At 62.4% G+C, this 14,299-nt stretch carries 15 protein-coding genes; 11 read left to right on the forward strand and 4 right to left on the reverse strand.

From position 1 onward, the window contains the following. Positions 1-7: 7 nt before the first annotated feature. Both HMPREF2760_RS05210 and HMPREF2760_RS05215 read right to left on the reverse strand, forming a co-directional pair. Complete coding sequence (locus HMPREF2760_RS05210) at positions 8-2,359, reverse strand: ATP-binding cassette domain-containing protein (protein WP_070596763.1); 2,352 nt, start codon at positions 2,357-2,359, stop codon at positions 8-10. 48 nt (positions 2,360-2,407) lie between these two features. Then, entirely contained in the window at positions 2,408-3,427 is a 1,020-nt protein-coding gene (locus tag HMPREF2760_RS05215) for an o-succinylbenzoate synthase (RefSeq protein ID WP_185963243.1), read from the reverse strand. Positions 3,428-3,516: 89 nt separating this feature from the next. Between HMPREF2760_RS05215 and dcuC the strand changes: the two genes are divergently transcribed. The 6 genes from dcuC (at position 3,517) to menE (ending at position 8,887) form a co-directional block, all read left to right on the forward strand. Beyond that, positions 3,517-4,923, forward strand: coding sequence for a C4-dicarboxylate transporter DcuC (gene dcuC, locus HMPREF2760_RS05220; RefSeq protein WP_070596764.1), 1,407 nt, complete (start codon positions 3,517-3,519; stop codon positions 4,921-4,923). A gap of 63 nt (positions 4,924-4,986) precedes the next feature. After that, positions 4,987-5,577, forward strand: a complete 591-nt coding sequence (locus HMPREF2760_RS05225; protein ID WP_070596765.1) for a hypothetical protein — start codon at positions 4,987-4,989, stop codon at positions 5,575-5,577. Positions 5,578-5,737: 160 nt separating this feature from the next. Then, positions 5,738-6,199 carry a DIP1984 family protein gene (locus HMPREF2760_RS05230; RefSeq protein ID WP_070596766.1) on the forward strand — a complete coding sequence of 154 codons (462 nt, stop codon included), beginning with the start codon at positions 5,738-5,740 and terminating at the stop codon, positions 6,197-6,199. A 364-nt stretch (positions 6,200-6,563) separates the two neighbouring features. After that, positions 6,564-7,544: a 1,4-dihydroxy-2-naphthoyl-CoA synthase gene (locus tag HMPREF2760_RS05235; protein ID WP_070596767.1), complete on the forward strand. Its 981-nt coding sequence runs from the start codon at positions 6,564-6,566 to the stop codon at positions 7,542-7,544. A 21-nt stretch (positions 7,545-7,565) separates the two neighbouring features. After that, on the forward strand, positions 7,566-7,727 hold the full coding sequence (locus tag HMPREF2760_RS12855; RefSeq protein ID WP_168164088.1) for a hypothetical protein: 162 nt from the start codon (positions 7,566-7,568) through the stop codon (positions 7,725-7,727). Between the two features lie 11 nt (positions 7,728-7,738). Beyond that, positions 7,739-8,887: an o-succinylbenzoate--CoA ligase gene (menE, locus tag HMPREF2760_RS05240; RefSeq protein WP_070561621.1), complete on the forward strand. Its 1,149-nt coding sequence runs from the start codon at positions 7,739-7,741 to the stop codon at positions 8,885-8,887. Here menE and HMPREF2760_RS05245 read toward each other — a convergent pair. Then, on the reverse strand, positions 8,884-9,573 hold the full coding sequence (locus tag HMPREF2760_RS05245) for a metal-dependent transcriptional regulator (protein ID WP_046647781.1): 690 nt from the start codon (positions 9,571-9,573) through the stop codon (positions 8,884-8,886). The two genes, menE and HMPREF2760_RS05245, sit on opposite strands and share 4 nt — an antisense overlap. 107 nt (positions 9,574-9,680) lie before the next feature. Here HMPREF2760_RS05245 and HMPREF2760_RS05250 point away from each other — a divergent pair, with 107 nt between their 5' ends. The 5 genes from HMPREF2760_RS05250 to HMPREF2760_RS05270 are packed head-to-tail and all read left to right on the forward strand — an operon-like array spanning position 9,681 to position 13,909. Next, complete coding sequence (locus tag HMPREF2760_RS05250) at positions 9,681-10,607, forward strand: metal ABC transporter substrate-binding protein (RefSeq protein WP_070521016.1); 927 nt, start codon at positions 9,681-9,683, stop codon at positions 10,605-10,607. After that, a complete protein-coding gene (locus HMPREF2760_RS05255; protein WP_010189751.1) occupies positions 10,607-11,317 on the forward strand; it encodes a metal ABC transporter ATP-binding protein in 711 nt (236 codons plus the stop codon). Before HMPREF2760_RS05250 ends, HMPREF2760_RS05255 begins: the two co-directional genes overlap by 1 nt. Then, complete coding sequence (locus HMPREF2760_RS05260) at positions 11,314-12,168, forward strand: metal ABC transporter permease (RefSeq protein ID WP_010189752.1); 855 nt, start codon at positions 11,314-11,316, stop codon at positions 12,166-12,168. Before HMPREF2760_RS05255 ends, HMPREF2760_RS05260 begins: the two co-directional genes overlap by 4 nt. Further along, entirely contained in the window at positions 12,165-13,019 is an 855-nt protein-coding gene (locus HMPREF2760_RS05265; protein WP_010189755.1) for a metal ABC transporter permease, read from the forward strand. Before HMPREF2760_RS05260 ends, HMPREF2760_RS05265 begins: the two co-directional genes overlap by 4 nt. Positions 13,020-13,024: 5 nt before the next feature. After that, positions 13,025-13,909: a 1,4-dihydroxy-2-naphthoate polyprenyltransferase gene (locus tag HMPREF2760_RS05270; protein WP_070596768.1), complete on the forward strand. Its 885-nt coding sequence runs from the start codon at positions 13,025-13,027 to the stop codon at positions 13,907-13,909. 8 nt (positions 13,910-13,917) lie between these two features. On the opposite strand, the gene HMPREF2760_RS05275 is transcribed toward HMPREF2760_RS05270, so the two are convergent. Then, complete coding sequence (locus tag HMPREF2760_RS05275) at positions 13,918-14,259, reverse strand: DUF4229 domain-containing protein (protein ID WP_070533925.1); 342 nt, start codon at positions 14,257-14,259, stop codon at positions 13,918-13,920. Positions 14,260-14,299 lie beyond the last annotated feature (40 nt).

The following is a 14,299-nucleotide window of genomic DNA, read 5'->3' on the forward strand; positions in this document are numbered from 1 at the left end:
ATTTACCTTATCGTGCACCCGCGCCACTTAGCACCCGCCCGGTGGGCGTTAGTCCCGTGGAAACCTGACCCGGCGTGCCATCCGCCACAATCTTTCCGCCATCCGAACCAGACCCCGGGCCCATCTCAATAACCCGGTCAGCGCCGGCAATGAGGTGACGGTCATGATCTGCCACCACGACAGTATGGGAGGCCTCCACCAGCGAGTGCAGCTCAGCGATGAGCAGGTCGATATCGGCCGGGTGCAACCCGACGGTGGGCTCATCCAGCAGGTAGACGGTATGGCCCCGGCGCGAGTTTCGGGAGCGCTGCAGCTCCGTGGCAAGCTTGATGCGCTGCGCTTCACCGCCGGAAAGCTCCGGAGCGCCCTGGCCCAAGCGCAGGTAACCTAGCCCCACCGCTTCCAAGGTTTGCAGCGCGTGGAGGATCGGCGCTTCATCTGCAAAGACCTCCAGGGCCTCTTCCACCGTAAGGTCGAGGATGTCCGCGATGGTCCTGTCCTTCCAGCGGATGGACAAGGTGTCATCGTTATAGCGCTGTCCCTGGCAATCCGGGCACTGGGTATAGGAGCCTGGAAGGAAGACCAGCTCGACCTCGATCTGGCCGGCGCCACCGCAGGTGGGGCACTGGCCTTGCTTAACGTTGTAGGAAAAGCGCGAGACCGTCCATTTCTTCTTCTTGGCCTCCGGGGTGGCCGCGAAGAGCTTGCGCACGTTGTCGAAGAGGTTGGTGTACGTCGCCACCGTGGAGCGCGGGGTTCGGCCGATTGGCTTTTGGGTAATGGAGACCACGCGCTTGACCTGCTTCGGACAGTCCGGCCCCGTGAGCATGTCATGGAGTGCGGCCAGCAACGTGGATTTGCCGGAACCCGAAAGCCCAGTAATGGCCGTAAACTGGCCGAGTCCGAAGTCCACGTTGAGGCCATCGATGGTGTGCGAGTGCACCCGGCGCAGCGCGATATCACCGTGCGCCGATCGCGCTTCGACCTTGGGCGTGGGGCGCGGGCGCGCCAAGGCACGCGCGGTGGGAGTATCTGCAGAGTCCGCCGCCTCTATGTAATCGGCGACGGGACCCGAGTACACCACCTGGCCGCCGCGCTCACCGGCGAGCGGGCCGACATCCACGATCCAATCGGCCTGCTTGACCAGTTCCATGTCGTGCTCCACCAGCAGCACCGAGTTCCCCTCCGCAATGAAGCGACGGCACATATCCAGCACCGCACCTCGTTCCACCGGGTGCAGGCCCGCAGAGGGCTCATCCAGAACATAGGTCACGCCATAGAGCCCGGAGCGCAGCTGCGCAGCCAGGCGCAGGCGCTGCACCTCACCGCCCGAGAGCGTGTCCGTAGGCCTATCCAGGCTGAGGTGCCCCAGGCCGAGTTCCAGTGCGGATTCAAGGGCCGGAAGGAGGGCCTTGAGGAGCAGGTCTTCCGCGTCATTCGGCTGCGGGCTTTGGCCGTTAAGCAGCTCGTAGGCTTCGCTCAGCGGGAGGGCATTGAATTCGTCGATCGGCAGCCCGGCGTAGGTGACCTTGAGCGCCTTCGCCGTCAGCCGGCGCCCGTCACAGGTATCGCAGCGGCGGGTTTCCATGAAGCTCAAGACGCGGGCGCGGAGTGTATCCGACTTCGTCTCCGCATAGGTCTTGGTCAGGTAGCTGGCCACGGAGCGCCACGTGCCCTCGTAATTGCGCTGGATCTGATCCGCCCCGCGGCGCGGCTTGACGGTTACCACCGGGCGCTCCTCGGTGAAGAGGATCCACTCGCGGTCTTTCTTCGGCAAATCCTCCCACGGTGAATCCAAGTCATAGCCCAGTTCTTGCAGAATGTCGTGGAAGTTCTTGCCCGCCCAGGCTCCGGGCCACGCAGCAATCGCGCCTTCCTCGATGCTCAGGCTGGGGTCCGGCACCATGGACGCCTCCGTGGGTTCGTGGACCACGCCGGTGCCCTGGCACTCCGGGCACATGCCTTCTGGGGTATTCGGGGAGAAGGAATCGGAGTACAGGCCCTCCGGGTTGTCACCGCAGCGCGAGTAAAGAAGGCGCACGGAGTTAGACATGGCGGAGATCGTGCCCACGGTGGAGCGCGCGCTGCTTGCCGACGCCGACTGCTGCAACGCCACCGTCGGCGGCAGCCCCTCGATGCGGCCGACCTGCGGGTCCACCGCTGAAGCGATGAGGCGTCGAGCAAAGGGCGCGACGGATTCCAGGTAGCGGCGCTGGCCTTCGCCATGAATGGTGCCGAAGGCCAGCGAGGACTTGCCGGAACCGGACACCCCCGTCACGGCCACGAGCTGGCCGCGTGGAAGGTCCACATCCACGTTGCGAAGGTTGTGCAGGTGCGCGTCTTTCACGGAAATGGTCATGCCCGCCAGCCTACGCTGCCCTCCGGACATGTACCGTGAGCTGTGTTTTTAAAGGTGCGGCCAGCACTCGCGCACGCGCTCGAACCACCACTCGCGGCGCTCGCCCGGCGCGGCGAGTGTGCTCAGGCGATCCGGGTCGGGGGTGAGGGCTTCGGCGCGCAGGTGACCGTCGACAAGCTCGCGTGGTGCTGTCACATCCTCCAGGAACAGCGACCCGGTGGCCAGGCCCGCAGCGGCCGGGGTGACGTCGATGTCTTCGTCGTCATAGATTTGCGGCAAGGCGGCCACTGCGGCAAGTCCCATGGAGATTCCCACCGAGGTATCCAGGGCAGAGGCCACCGTGATGTCCATGTGGCGCTCGCGCAGGTGGGAGGCTACCTCGAGTACTTTGCGCACCCCGCCCAGCGGCGCGGGCTTAACCACGGCGACATCAGCCGCTTGCAACTCCGCCACCCGATAAGGGTCGCTGGCCTTGCGGATAGATTCATCCGCCGCCACCCGCACGAAAATCCCGGCGCGCATGAGCTGGGTGCGCACCTCCTTGAGTTCCTCAACGGTCTTGCACGGCTGCTCCATGTAATCCAGCGGCATGAGCTCCTTGGCCGCGGTGACGGCTTCCTCAACGCTCCAGCCGCAGTTGGCGTCGACGCGCAAAACCGGCACGCGACCCTGTGCCTCGATGTAGGCGCGGACAGCGTGAACGCGCGCGATATCGTCCTCTAGGGTCTGCCCCTTCTCCGCCACCTTGATTTTGAAGGTGCGGCAGCCGGGATAGCGCTCCATGACCTCCGGCACCTGCTCGGCAGGAACCGCAGGGACGGTGCCGTTGACTTCTACCCACTCGCGCACGGGTTCCGGAAAGCCTTCGTAGGCCGCTTCCAGCCCGGCGGCGAGCCAGCGGGCGGATTCCTCCGCCCCGTACTCCAGGAAGGGGGCGAACTCACCCCAGCCCGCGGGGCCATCGATAAGCAATGCTTCCCGGGTCGTAATGCCACGGAACTTCACGGCGAGTGGAAGGGAGACCACGTGGGCGCGGTCAAGGACGTCATCAATGTGCATGACGTTCATCGTACGTGTAGGGGGTTGAGCGCGACACCTGTCATAGCCGGTGTTACCTTTGAACAGTAAGTGGATATAACCAGAAGAAGGATCTTTACATGCTCTACCTTCTCATCGCGCTACTGGCCATCGCCGCAGTTGTCTACCTCATCTATAAGAAAGTCCACGCCGCGGCCTCCATCTTTGCCGTTGGCGTAGTCCTACTCATGCTCGCCGCCCTCACCGGGCGCGCGGACTTCCGCACCACCGAAATCGAAGCCAGCGGCAATGCCTTCTACGACCAGCTGCTGGTTGTGGATGCACTGTTCAAGGCACGCTTCTCCGGTATCGGTATGGCAATCATGGTGCTCTTTGGCTTCGTGTCCTACATGCGGCACATCGGCGCCGATGCCAAGACGGTCGTGGTGCTCTCCTCGCCGCTCAAGCGCTTCAAAGGCTCCTACTGGCTGGTTCCGGTGGGCTTCATCCTGGGCACGCTCCTGTCGTTGGTGATTCCTTCGGCTGCGGCACTGTCTCTGCTGCTTGTGGCAACGCTCCTGCCAGCACTCATCGCTGCGGGCCTGACACCCCTGACCGTGGGCGCCATCGTGGTGACCTCCTCCACCATCGTTCCCACCCCGCTGGAGGCAGGCCTCATTCAGGGCGCCGACCTCACCAACATGACTCCGACGGAATTCGTCTACGGCGCCGTCGCCTACGCAACGGTTCCCACGCTTCTCATCACGGCCTTCGTCCACATGTGGTGGCAGCACCGCTGCGATAAGGCGGATGCCCGCAAGGCCGAAAGCTCCGGTGAGGTCACCGCCGATTCGATGAGTGATGAGGCAACTAAGGAAGCCATCGCCCGCGCTGCTTCCCTGCCGGGCTACTACGCGGTTCTCCCGCTCATGCCGCTGCTACTCATCATTGTCTCCGCCATCCTCAAGCAGATGGGTGTCATCCCCTTCGAAGGTGGCATTCTGCCGGTCACCGTGGTCTCCCTCTTCATCGCGATGATCATCGAGTCCATCCGCAAGCGCACCGTCACGGGTGCGGTGGATTCCATCTCCAGCTTCTTCAAGGGCATGGGCGAGGGCGCTGCGGGCGTCGTGGCCCTGCTGGTTGCCGCCGCCGTCCTGGTGGAAGGTATTACGCAGATGGGCGTCATTGACATGCTTATCGACGCCGCCGAAGGCTCCTCCGGCGCCGCCGTCCTCATCGTCCTCATCTTCGTCGCCACCGCCGCGATGGCTGCACTCACCGGTTCCGGCACCGCGCCTTACTTCGCCTTCTCTGAGGTAGTGCCCAACCTGGCCTCGCAGACCTCCATCCACGCCCCGCAGATGCTCACCGCCATTTGGGGAACCTCCAACCTCATGCGCCAGGTCTCCCCGGTCAACGCCGCAGTGCTCATTGTTGCCGGTGCCATCAAGGTCAACCCCATCCAGCTGGTCAAGCGCACCTCCGTGCCCATGATCGTTGCGACGGTGCTGAACACGCTGTTTGCGTTCATGTTTATTGGGTAGCACTCCCCGGCTGTGGCCTTAGCGCCCCTTTAAACCACCATGCGGGGCGCTAGGCTACAACTCATGCGAAAACTCTCTACTCTTTCTTTTCTCATCGCCGCCGGAATTGCATTGAGCGCCTGCGGCGATAATCCTGACGCTTCCGCACCTGCTAGTGAGGCTTCTCCCGACAGCCAGTTAACCTCCGTTTCGGCCTCAGTGACTGCCTCCACTTCCGAGGCCCCCGAGGACAGCGGCCCCGCGCCGACTCTTAACGACGCCCCCACCGCGGACGACAACGCCAACCCCAACCCGGGCGGCCACAACATCAACGTCGGGCAAGTCGGCGGTGCATGCGGCTATACCAATCAAGGAGACAAGATCCACGCAGGAGAAAACACCTCCTGTGAGTTCGCCGCCGCTATGTTTGATGAGGCCATCAAGCACACCTTCACCTGGTCGCAGCGCAGTTCTACCGTGAATGGCTCCTACAACACCCGCATTACAGCCATGAGCCCGGCGACCAAACAAACCTACGACCTGTATTGCGCCATGGGCTCTGACACTCGAACTTTCTACTGCGGCATCGACGGCGACAATTCTGTCTACGCCAGCTTTGAAGAGGCCAATCGCCAGACGTGGACTAACCGGCTGTCTACCGAAGGCCAGCCGTAGCGAGCAACCAAACATGACGTACACAACGATCAAATAAGGCCCCAGATCATCGAAGTTTTCGGCCGCTATTTGTTAGAAGTGTCACGCCGCCAATGCGAAGCCTCCTGCCTGCCGTACAATTGCCCAGACAATCAATCCCATTAAGGGTGAAGGAGGAACCATGCTACTTGCTGAAGCCTTGGCCGAGCGCGCTCAGGCGCAGGAGCGCCTCAACTCGCTGAGTGACCGACTCGCGGCAACCGTCCGCATCCAGGAAGGCGATGAACCGGATGAGAACCCGACGGATCTCCTCCGTGAGCTGGAGGGCGTAACCAAGCGCATCGATGAGCTCGTCATCGCGATCAACGCCACGAACACGGCTACCGCGTTCGACGATGAGATCACGCTGATGGAGGCACTCGCACTTCGTGATGGACTGCTGCGCAAGCGCCGCATCTACCAGGGGTTGGCAGAGCGCGCGGGTGCGCGCCACGACCGCTACTCCCGCTCGGAGATCAAGTTCGTGGCCACCGTGCCCGTGCCGAAGCTGCGCGAGCGCGCCGATGATCTGGCCCGCCAGTACCGCGAGCTCGATACCCGCATCCAGCAGCTGAACTGGAATACGGAACTGATAATTAAATAGCGACTGCCGCTAGTTGTGCCGCATTCTTGCGGCACGTAGTCATGTCGTTCGACATGTAGTCACGTCGCGCGCCTCATGCGCGCGACGGTAGCCCACACTCTTCGCAGCGAGCGCAACCCTTACTGGGCAGGGAAAAGTCCAGTGCTTCTCAGGCGCCTTCGTAGCGCAAGAAGGCAGGGAGGTTCGATTCCGTCCCACTGTATGGTGTACCGCGCTGGTACGGAGTACACGTGCACATTGACGGGGATAATCCCGCAGTATTGTTTATTGTTTATCACCGCCGCGCTGGGCGGAGAGTGTGGGTGAGGGTTGGGAATGGGGACTATACTTCCGGCGCACTGCTTTCCAATTAAGCTGGTGTGCCATGAGCGAGCAGAAGAATTACAGCACCGATAATCCGTTCAAACCGGAACTCTGGCGCCCCGTCGAGGGCTTTGAGGCCCTGACGGATATCACCTATCACCGGCTCATCAGCGACGGCCCAAAGCCACAGCGCAAGGACGGCATCGTCCGCATCGCCTTCGACCGCCCCGAGGTGCGCAATGCGTTTCGCCCGCACACGGTGGATGAGCTCTACCGCGCGCTGGACCACGCGCGCCGCACACCAGATGTTGGCACGGTGTTGCTGACCGGCAACGGGCCCTCCCAAAAGGACGGCGGCTGGGCGTTTTGCTCCGGCGGTGACCAGCGCATTCGCGGCCGCTCCGGGTACCGCTACGCCACCGAGCACGCGCACGATGACGCGACTGCCGACGAATCCACCGTCGACACCGCCCGCGAAAAAGTTGAGGGCGGCCGCCTGCACATCCTGGAGGTCCAGCGCCTCATCCGCACCATGCCCAAGGTGGTCATCGCCGTGGTTAACGGCTGGGCCGCCGGCGGCGGGCACTCCCTGCACGTGGTGTGCGATATGACCATCGCCTCCCGCCAGGAAGCCCGCTTCAAGCAGACCGACGCCGACGTCGGCTCTTTCGACGCCGGCTATGGCTCGGCCTACCTGGCCAAGATGGTGGGCCAGAAGTACGCCCGCGAGATCTTTTTCTTGGGACGCACCTACGACGCGCAGCGCATGTACGAGATGGGTGCCGTCAACGAGGTAGTTAACCACGCCGAGCTGGAGGACGCCGCCATCCAGATGGGACGCGAGATCAACATGAAGTCCCCCACCGCCCAGCGCATGCTCAAGTTCGCCTTCAACCTCACCGATGATGGCCTCATGGGCCAGCAGGTCTTCGCCGGCGAAGCCACCCGCTTGGCTTATATGACCGACGAAGCCGTCGAGGGCAAGGAATCCTTCCTGGAAAAGCGCGAGCCCAACTGGGATGACTTCCCGTACTACTACTAGTTCCCCCAAGGAGAGCCTGACGTGCTTTATTTTTCCATTGCCCTCGCGGCCATCGCGCTCGTTGCCGTCATCGGTTCCCGCGTGTGGATGCTGCGCCACATCCAGCAGGCCCAAAAGGATGGTGAGCGCCCCTTCGATCAGGAGGATGAGCTCATCAACCCTTACGAACACCGCGGGCGGTAACCTAACTAACCGTGACTTTCCTCTCTCCTCTGCCCGTCGATCCGCGTGACCCTGCCGCCATCCTCCCTGATCTGGAAGCGGCCATCGCAGGACAAGCCACCTTCCTGCCCATTCCGGCGGAGGACCGCACCCGCGCGCAGCTGCTGCGCAACCACATGCGCGCAGGAGAACCTATTGACTCCTCCATCGCACTCGTCGTGGCCACCTCTGGGTCCACGGGCACACCGAAGGGCGCGCAACTCACGGCCGCCAACTTGGTGTCTAGTGCCGATGCCACGCACCGGACTTTAGGCGGCACCGGTCAGTGGCTACTAGCCATGCCCGCCTCCCATATCGCGGGCATCCAGGTATTGGTGCGCTCCCTCGTCGCGGGCGTGGAGCCGCTCTGCCTTGACCTGTCGGAAGGTTTTTCCATCCCCAGTTTCGCCCGCGCCGCGCACGAGCTGGCCGCCACTGGGGATCGCTCATACACGGGCCTGACCCCGATGCAGCTAGCCAAGGCCATGGATTCGCTAGAAGGAATCGAGGCCCTGCGCACCTTTGATGCCATCCTCGTCGGAGGTGCTGCCACCCACCCGCAACTATTGGACTCTGCGAAAAAGCTGCGCATCAATATCGTCACCACCTACGGTTCCTCAGAAACTTCCGGTGGATGCGTCTACAACGGCCGTCCCCTCGATCGCGCTCTTGTTCGCATCGGCGACGAGGGGCGCATTTACCTTGGCGGGCCCATGATTGCGCAGGGCTATCGAAACGTGGACTCAGATGCCTTCATGGTCGATGAGTCCGGTACCTCGTGGTTTGCTACCTCCGACGCCGGCGCGCTTCACGACGGCCACCTCACCGTCACCGGGCGCCTCGACAACATCCTGAACACCGGCGGGCTCAAGCTCCACCCAGAGCAGCTCGAGCAGCACATCCTTCGCGTGCCGGGAGTGGACGGCGTGTGCGTGGTCGGCATCCCCCACCCACGCTTGGGACAGATGATCGTCGCTGCCTATACCGGATGGGCGGATGTCGGCGATATCCTTGTGGCTCTCGACGATAGTGGCCTTCCCCGGTGGCAAATCCCCAAGGACTTCAAGCGCCTGGCCCAGCTCCCCACCACCGGTCCCGGCAAGGTTGACCGCCTCGCCGTCGCCCGCATGTGGGACAGCTAAGCCTCCGCTTCGCCAAAGCTGCGTACGGCAATGCCGCGCGCAGCGGATTCCCCGAGGGGGAAGTGTGAACCTTCATCGACGGCAACCTCGAGCACACCCGCAACCGAAGGGGCAACGACGGTCAATTCTACTCCCGGCCGCACTCCATATTTATCCAGGTAGCGCAAAAATTCGCCATCAGCGTCAGTGACCTGCTCCACGGTGACGGGGGTCTGCGCGGGGACGTCGATAAGCGTAATGCGCGAGACCGGCTCGGCAGTGCCATCCGGGGCAGGTATGGGATCACCATGCGGATCACGGGCGGGGTTGCCCAGGAAAGAATCAAGACGTTCAACGAGCCTGTCGGACGTCGCGTGCTCTAGCATTTCTGCCTCATCGTGCACCTCATCCCAGGTATAGCCCAGAGTGCGCACGAGGAAGGTTTCCAGGAGCCGATGCCGGCGCACCATTGCCACAGCCAGCCGCCGGCCTTCCTCAACAAGCCGAACACCGAAGTAGCGTTCGTGTTCCACCAGCCCCTTCGCGGCCAGGCGCTTGACCGCCTCCGACGTGGTGGGCAGCTTCTGCCCCGCCGCTTTAGCTAGGTCCCCCAGCGGCATCGCGGTATTAGCGCCCTCTTTCTCCTCATAGGTCCAGAGGATCTTGAGGTAATCCTGGGTGCGTTCGGGCAGCTCACTGATGTGCATACCCCCATCGTAGTTCAGCCTATTGCTTCCAAAGGTTTCAGGACTTATGCTCTTTCAAGTTCAATCTATTGAACATCGACATTCACTTTTAATAAGAGAGGTTTCCCGTGAAGAAACTTATTGCGCTTCCCCTCGCTTCCCTCGTGGCTGCCACCGCGCTGACTGCCTGCACCAGCAGCGACTCCGCCGAAGCCCAGGACGACAATCTGACGATCTTCGCCACGACTGGTTACTTGGCTGATGCGGCCGCCAATATCGCCCCGGACGCCGACATCACCACCATGGTCGGTCCCGGCGGCGATCCGCACACCTACCAGCCCACCACGCGCGATATTGAAAAGATGCAGGACGCCGACCTCGTCCTCTGGAATGGCCTTCACCTCGAGGCGCAAATGGTGGACCAGCTCTCCTCCCTCGGTGAGAAGCAGCTAGCTGTCGGCGAACAGCTCGATACTGCTGACCTTCTGCCGTGGCCCGAGCAAGGTGACAAGGGCGAAAAACTCTACGACCCGCACATCTGGAATAGCCCCGAGCTGTGGAGCCAGGTCGTCGATCACATCGGCACCAAACTCGGCGAAATCGACTCTGACAATGCCGAAGACTATGCCGCGGCCGCCGATGAATATGAAGACAAGATTGCAGCCGCGCATGACAAAGCGGCTAAGGAACTCGAAAACGCCTCCCCGCGCGTCCTCATCACCGGCCATGACGCCTTCAACTACTTCGGCAAGACCTTCGACTTTGAAGTCCAAGCCACCGACTTCGTGACCACCGAAGCCACCAAGTCCGCCACTGAGATCTCCGAGCTCGCGGATACGATCGCGGAGAAGAAGGTCCCCGTTATCTTCCAAGATAACCAGGCGAACCCACAGGCCATCACTTCTCTCAAGGAAGCCGTAGAAACCCGCAACTGGACAGTCACCATCTCGGATGAAGAGCTCTTTGCCGATACCCTCGGCCCGGAAGCCCCAACCGATACCTACCTCGGAGCCTTCGAACATAACGCTAGCGCCGTGGCGAAAGCACTAAGCTAATGCTCAGCGTAGGAAACCTCACCGCCGGCTATCCCCGCACGCCGGTGCTTCACGACGCCTCCTTCACCCTCACCCCCGCGACTATCACCGGGCTGGTGGGTGCGAACGGGTCGGGAAAGTCTACTCTGGTCCGCACGCTGGTAGGGCTCCTTCCGCCTCTAGCCTGCGGGTCGATGACCTTCGATGGCGTCGATCTGGCACATTTTCGGCAGCGTCTCGGATATATGCCACAACATGCGGATATCGACTGGAATTACCCTGCCACCGCCTTCGACATCGCCCTGATGGGCCGCACCGCCGGGCTGCGCTGGTGGCAGTGGCCCAGCCGCGCTGACAAAGACGCCGCTCACGCCGCGCTTTCCCGCACCGGAATGCAGGCACACGCGCAGCTGCCGATTTCCGCCCTGTCTGGTGGTCAGCGCCAGCGCGTGTTGTTGGCGCGCACGCTCGTTAGCGAGCCGGAATTCATCATCCTCGACGAGCCCTTCGCTGGTGTCGATGCCGCGAGTCAGCGCGCCATCATGGATGTACTCAAGGAACTGCGCGAGAACGGCGTGACCATCCTGCTGGTGCATCACAACCTGGCGGAGGTCGCCGACTTTTGCGATGAGGTCCTCATGGTCGGCCACGGCCGGCTCATTGCTGCTGGCCCCACCGAGCAGGTACTTACCGAGTCCGCCATTGCCGACATGTTTTCCCTGCCATCATGAACCCACTCGAGCTTCTTCAGAACTACACCTATACCCAGGCACTCCTGGGCACCGTGCTCATCGGTGGCTGCGCTGGCGCGCTAGGCCCACTGGTATATGTTCGCCGCACCAGCCTGCTGGCCGATGCCATCTCGCATTCTTCCCTGCCTGGACTGCTCACCGCCTTCCTCGTGGCCACCGCCATTGGCTGGGACGGGCGAAATGTCTGGCTTCTTTCTTGCGGCGCCCTGCTCACCGGAACCCTCGCGGTGGGGTGCATTCACCTCATCCCGCGGTTAACTCCCCTGGGGCAAACCACTGCGATGGCGGCCACGCTAACCACATTTTTCTCGGTGGGAATGCTGCTCATGCAGTATATTTCCCGCCGACCATTGCCTGGCAAGGCCGGAATCCAGGATTATTTGCTGGGAAATGCCTCCACGCTCACTCGCGCGGATGTACGGTCCACACTCATCATCGGTGGCTGCGTGCTGCTTTTTCTTTTCCTCATTCACACCCGGCAGGCCGCAGTCACTTTTGATTCAAGTTTTGCCCAGGTAGCCGGCATCCGCACCTCGTTCCTCAACGCGGCTAGTTTCTTCGCCCTCACCGCCATCACGGTGCTCGGCGTCAAAGTCGTCGGCGTAGTGCTCATGGTCGCCGTGGTCATCAGCCCTGCCGCCGCTGCCCGCCCCTGGACCACGCGCTTGCTACCTTTCATCGCGCTCTCCGGGTTCTTCGGCGCGGCCACCGCTGCTCTCGGCTGCTATGTCTCCATTGCGCACGGCCCGCTGCCCACCGGTCCGGTCATCGTCCTGGCTCAGGCGGCGCTCGTCACTATCAGCCTCACCAGTAGAAAGCTAGCCTCATGACCCTCGCCGCGACCGCTTGTCTCCTTGCCGTTCTGACGGCCTTGGCCTGTGCTATCCCCGGCACCTTTGTTGTCCTCAAAGGCCAGGCCATGCTTATCGACGGCATCGGCCATGCCGTCCTTCCCGGAATTGCCGTCGGCTACCTCTTTACCGCAGATCTAGATTCACCCATCTTGCTCGTTACCGCGGCCGCTGGCGCCTTGGTGGTGGCGTTGGGAACTGACGCACTACAGCGCAGCCCGCTGGTGACTGCTGATTCCGCCCTCGGATTGGTCTTTCCCGCCCTGTTTGCCGCCGGAGTCATCCTGATTTCTACGCACATGAGCCACGTGCACCTTGATGTCCACGCCGTTCTCGTCGGTGATCTCAACCTCGCGGCCTTCTCCAATCCCAACTATTGCTACATCATGGCCGCAGTGCTGGGTATCAATGCTCTCTTCCTCGCCCTTACACTGCCGCGTTTATCCGCCACGACTTTTGACGCCGATTTTTGTGCCGCACGCGGGGTGCCCACGCGCGTTCTTCACATCATATTTATGACCGTGGTTGCCTGCACCGCCACCGCCGCCTTTCACGCTGCCGGTGCCATGCTGGTCATCGCTCTCATGGTATTCCCGACGATGACCGCGCGGCTGCTTACTCAGCGCGTGCCCACGCTGGTGTTGACCGCCTGTGGCGTTGCCGCTATCAGCGCGGTCGTGGGATTTTGGGTTGCCTATGTCCTTGACGCGGCTACCTCTGCCGCAATGACAGTCACCAATGCCGTTATTTTCGTTGCAGTGCTCATCATCTACCGCTTTCGCCAACGCACCAGCTCATTGCCGCAGCACACCACACCAGTGGCACAATAGTGAGCATGTCTGCCTATTCCGCCACTCCTGCCGATTGGCTCCAGGGTGCTCGCCCGCACACCTGGGCCAATGCCTTTGCTCCCGTTATCGCTGGTACCGGTGCCGCTGCCGCGGCCCACGGCCTGCACTGGGGCCGGGCGTTGCTGGCGCTCATCGTGGCCTGGGCGCTTATCATCGGCGTGAATTACGCCAACGATTACTCCGATGGCATCCGCGGCACCGATGATGACCGCACCGGCCCCCAGCGGCTTACCGGGGGCGGGCTGGCCAAACCACAGCACGTCAAGTTCGCCGCCTTCGTCTCCTTCGGCGTGGCGGCCATCGCCGGCATTTCGCTCTCCCTAGCTGCCAACGCGGCCTGGTTCATCCTCGTCGGCGCCGTGTGTATCGCTGGCGCCTGGTTCTATACCGGCGGCAAGAACCCCTACGGCTACCGTGGGCTGGGCGAGGTTGCCATCTTCATCTTCTTCGGCCTCGTCGCAGTCCTCGGCACCGAGTACACGCAGGCCGGCCGCATCACATGGACGGGCCTTGCCTTGGCCGTGGGCATCGGCGGTATGAGTGCCGCGGTAAACCTGGCCAACAACATCCGCGACATCCCCTCCGATGAGGCCACCGGCAAGATCACCCTGGCTGTGCGCCTGGGTGATAAGAAGTCCCGCACGCTATTCATGACCCTGTTGCTGCTCCCGGTGTTGCTCACCGTGGGCTTGGCCTTCGATTCCTGGGCAGCGCTGGCCTCCCTGCTCTACTTCCCCCTCGCACTGGGCGCTATCCGCACCGTCAACCGCGGTGCGCGCGGACCCAAACTCATCCCGGTGCTCGGTATGACTGGCCGCGCGATGCTGGTATGGGCGGTTGTCAACGCAGTAGCGCTGGCTCTGGTTTAGCCTCTGATTTAGCGGCCAGCCAGCTCCTCCTGGACCCACTTCTTGTGGGCCTTGCGCTGCGCGGAGTACTCCGCCAGGGATTGGGTTGCTTCCACGCGCCACGTGGAAAAGAGCAGCATGGACAGTGGCAGCGCCACGAACAACGCCAGCAGCGCGGAAACCAGCAGCGGAAAGGTCTGGAGCACCGCCATCGCCAGTAGCTGAATCACTACAGTCAACACGATAAACAGCACCACACGGGCCGCGCCATACTTCCACAAAGCGACGCGGGAGCGGCGCTTGAGCGCGGGGTCCGGCTGGGGCGGGTCGGGGTTCTGGGAGGCGTTGGTGGTGTTTTCTGTCTGGCTCATAATTCTCACTTTTGCTTCGCGGGCATTCCGTAGAATACAA

It is taken from the genome of Corynebacterium sp. HMSC065D07, assembly GCF_001810695.1.
In the GTDB taxonomy this organism is placed as follows: Bacteria; Actinomycetota; Actinomycetes; order Mycobacteriales; family Mycobacteriaceae; genus Corynebacterium; species Corynebacterium hesseae.

What these genes read in the sequence shown, in the direction of transcription:
- HMPREF2760_RS05210 (WP_070596763.1), bottom strand. Translation starts at nt 2,359, where the DNA reads ATGACCATTTCCGTGAAAGACGCGCACCTGCACAACCTTCGCAACGTG.
- HMPREF2760_RS05215 (WP_185963243.1), bottom strand. Translation starts at nt 3,427, where the DNA reads ATGAACGTCATGCACATTGATGACGTCCTTGACCGCGCCCACGTGGTC.
- dcuC (WP_070596764.1), top strand. Translation starts at nt 3,517, where the DNA reads ATGCTCTACCTTCTCATCGCGCTACTGGCCATCGCCGCAGTTGTCTAC.
- HMPREF2760_RS05225 (WP_070596765.1), top strand. Translation starts at nt 4,987, where the DNA reads ATGCGAAAACTCTCTACTCTTTCTTTTCTCATCGCCGCCGGAATTGCA.
- HMPREF2760_RS05230 (WP_070596766.1), top strand. Translation starts at nt 5,738, where the DNA reads ATGCTACTTGCTGAAGCCTTGGCCGAGCGCGCTCAGGCGCAGGAGCGC.
- HMPREF2760_RS05235 (WP_070596767.1), top strand. Translation starts at nt 6,564, where the DNA reads ATGAGCGAGCAGAAGAATTACAGCACCGATAATCCGTTCAAACCGGAA.
- HMPREF2760_RS05245 (WP_046647781.1), bottom strand. Translation starts at nt 9,573, where the DNA reads ATGCACATCAGTGAGCTGCCCGAACGCACCCAGGATTACCTCAAGATC.
- HMPREF2760_RS05255 (WP_010189751.1), top strand. Translation starts at nt 10,607, where the DNA reads ATGCTCAGCGTAGGAAACCTCACCGCCGGCTATCCCCGCACGCCGGTG.
- HMPREF2760_RS05260 (WP_010189752.1), top strand. Translation starts at nt 11,314, where the DNA reads ATGAACCCACTCGAGCTTCTTCAGAACTACACCTATACCCAGGCACTC.
- HMPREF2760_RS05265 (WP_010189755.1), top strand. Translation starts at nt 12,165, where the DNA reads ATGACCCTCGCCGCGACCGCTTGTCTCCTTGCCGTTCTGACGGCCTTG.
- HMPREF2760_RS05270 (WP_070596768.1), top strand. Translation starts at nt 13,025, where the DNA reads ATGTCTGCCTATTCCGCCACTCCTGCCGATTGGCTCCAGGGTGCTCGC.
- HMPREF2760_RS05275 (WP_070533925.1), bottom strand. Translation starts at nt 14,259, where the DNA reads ATGAGCCAGACAGAAAACACCACCAACGCCTCCCAGAACCCCGACCCG.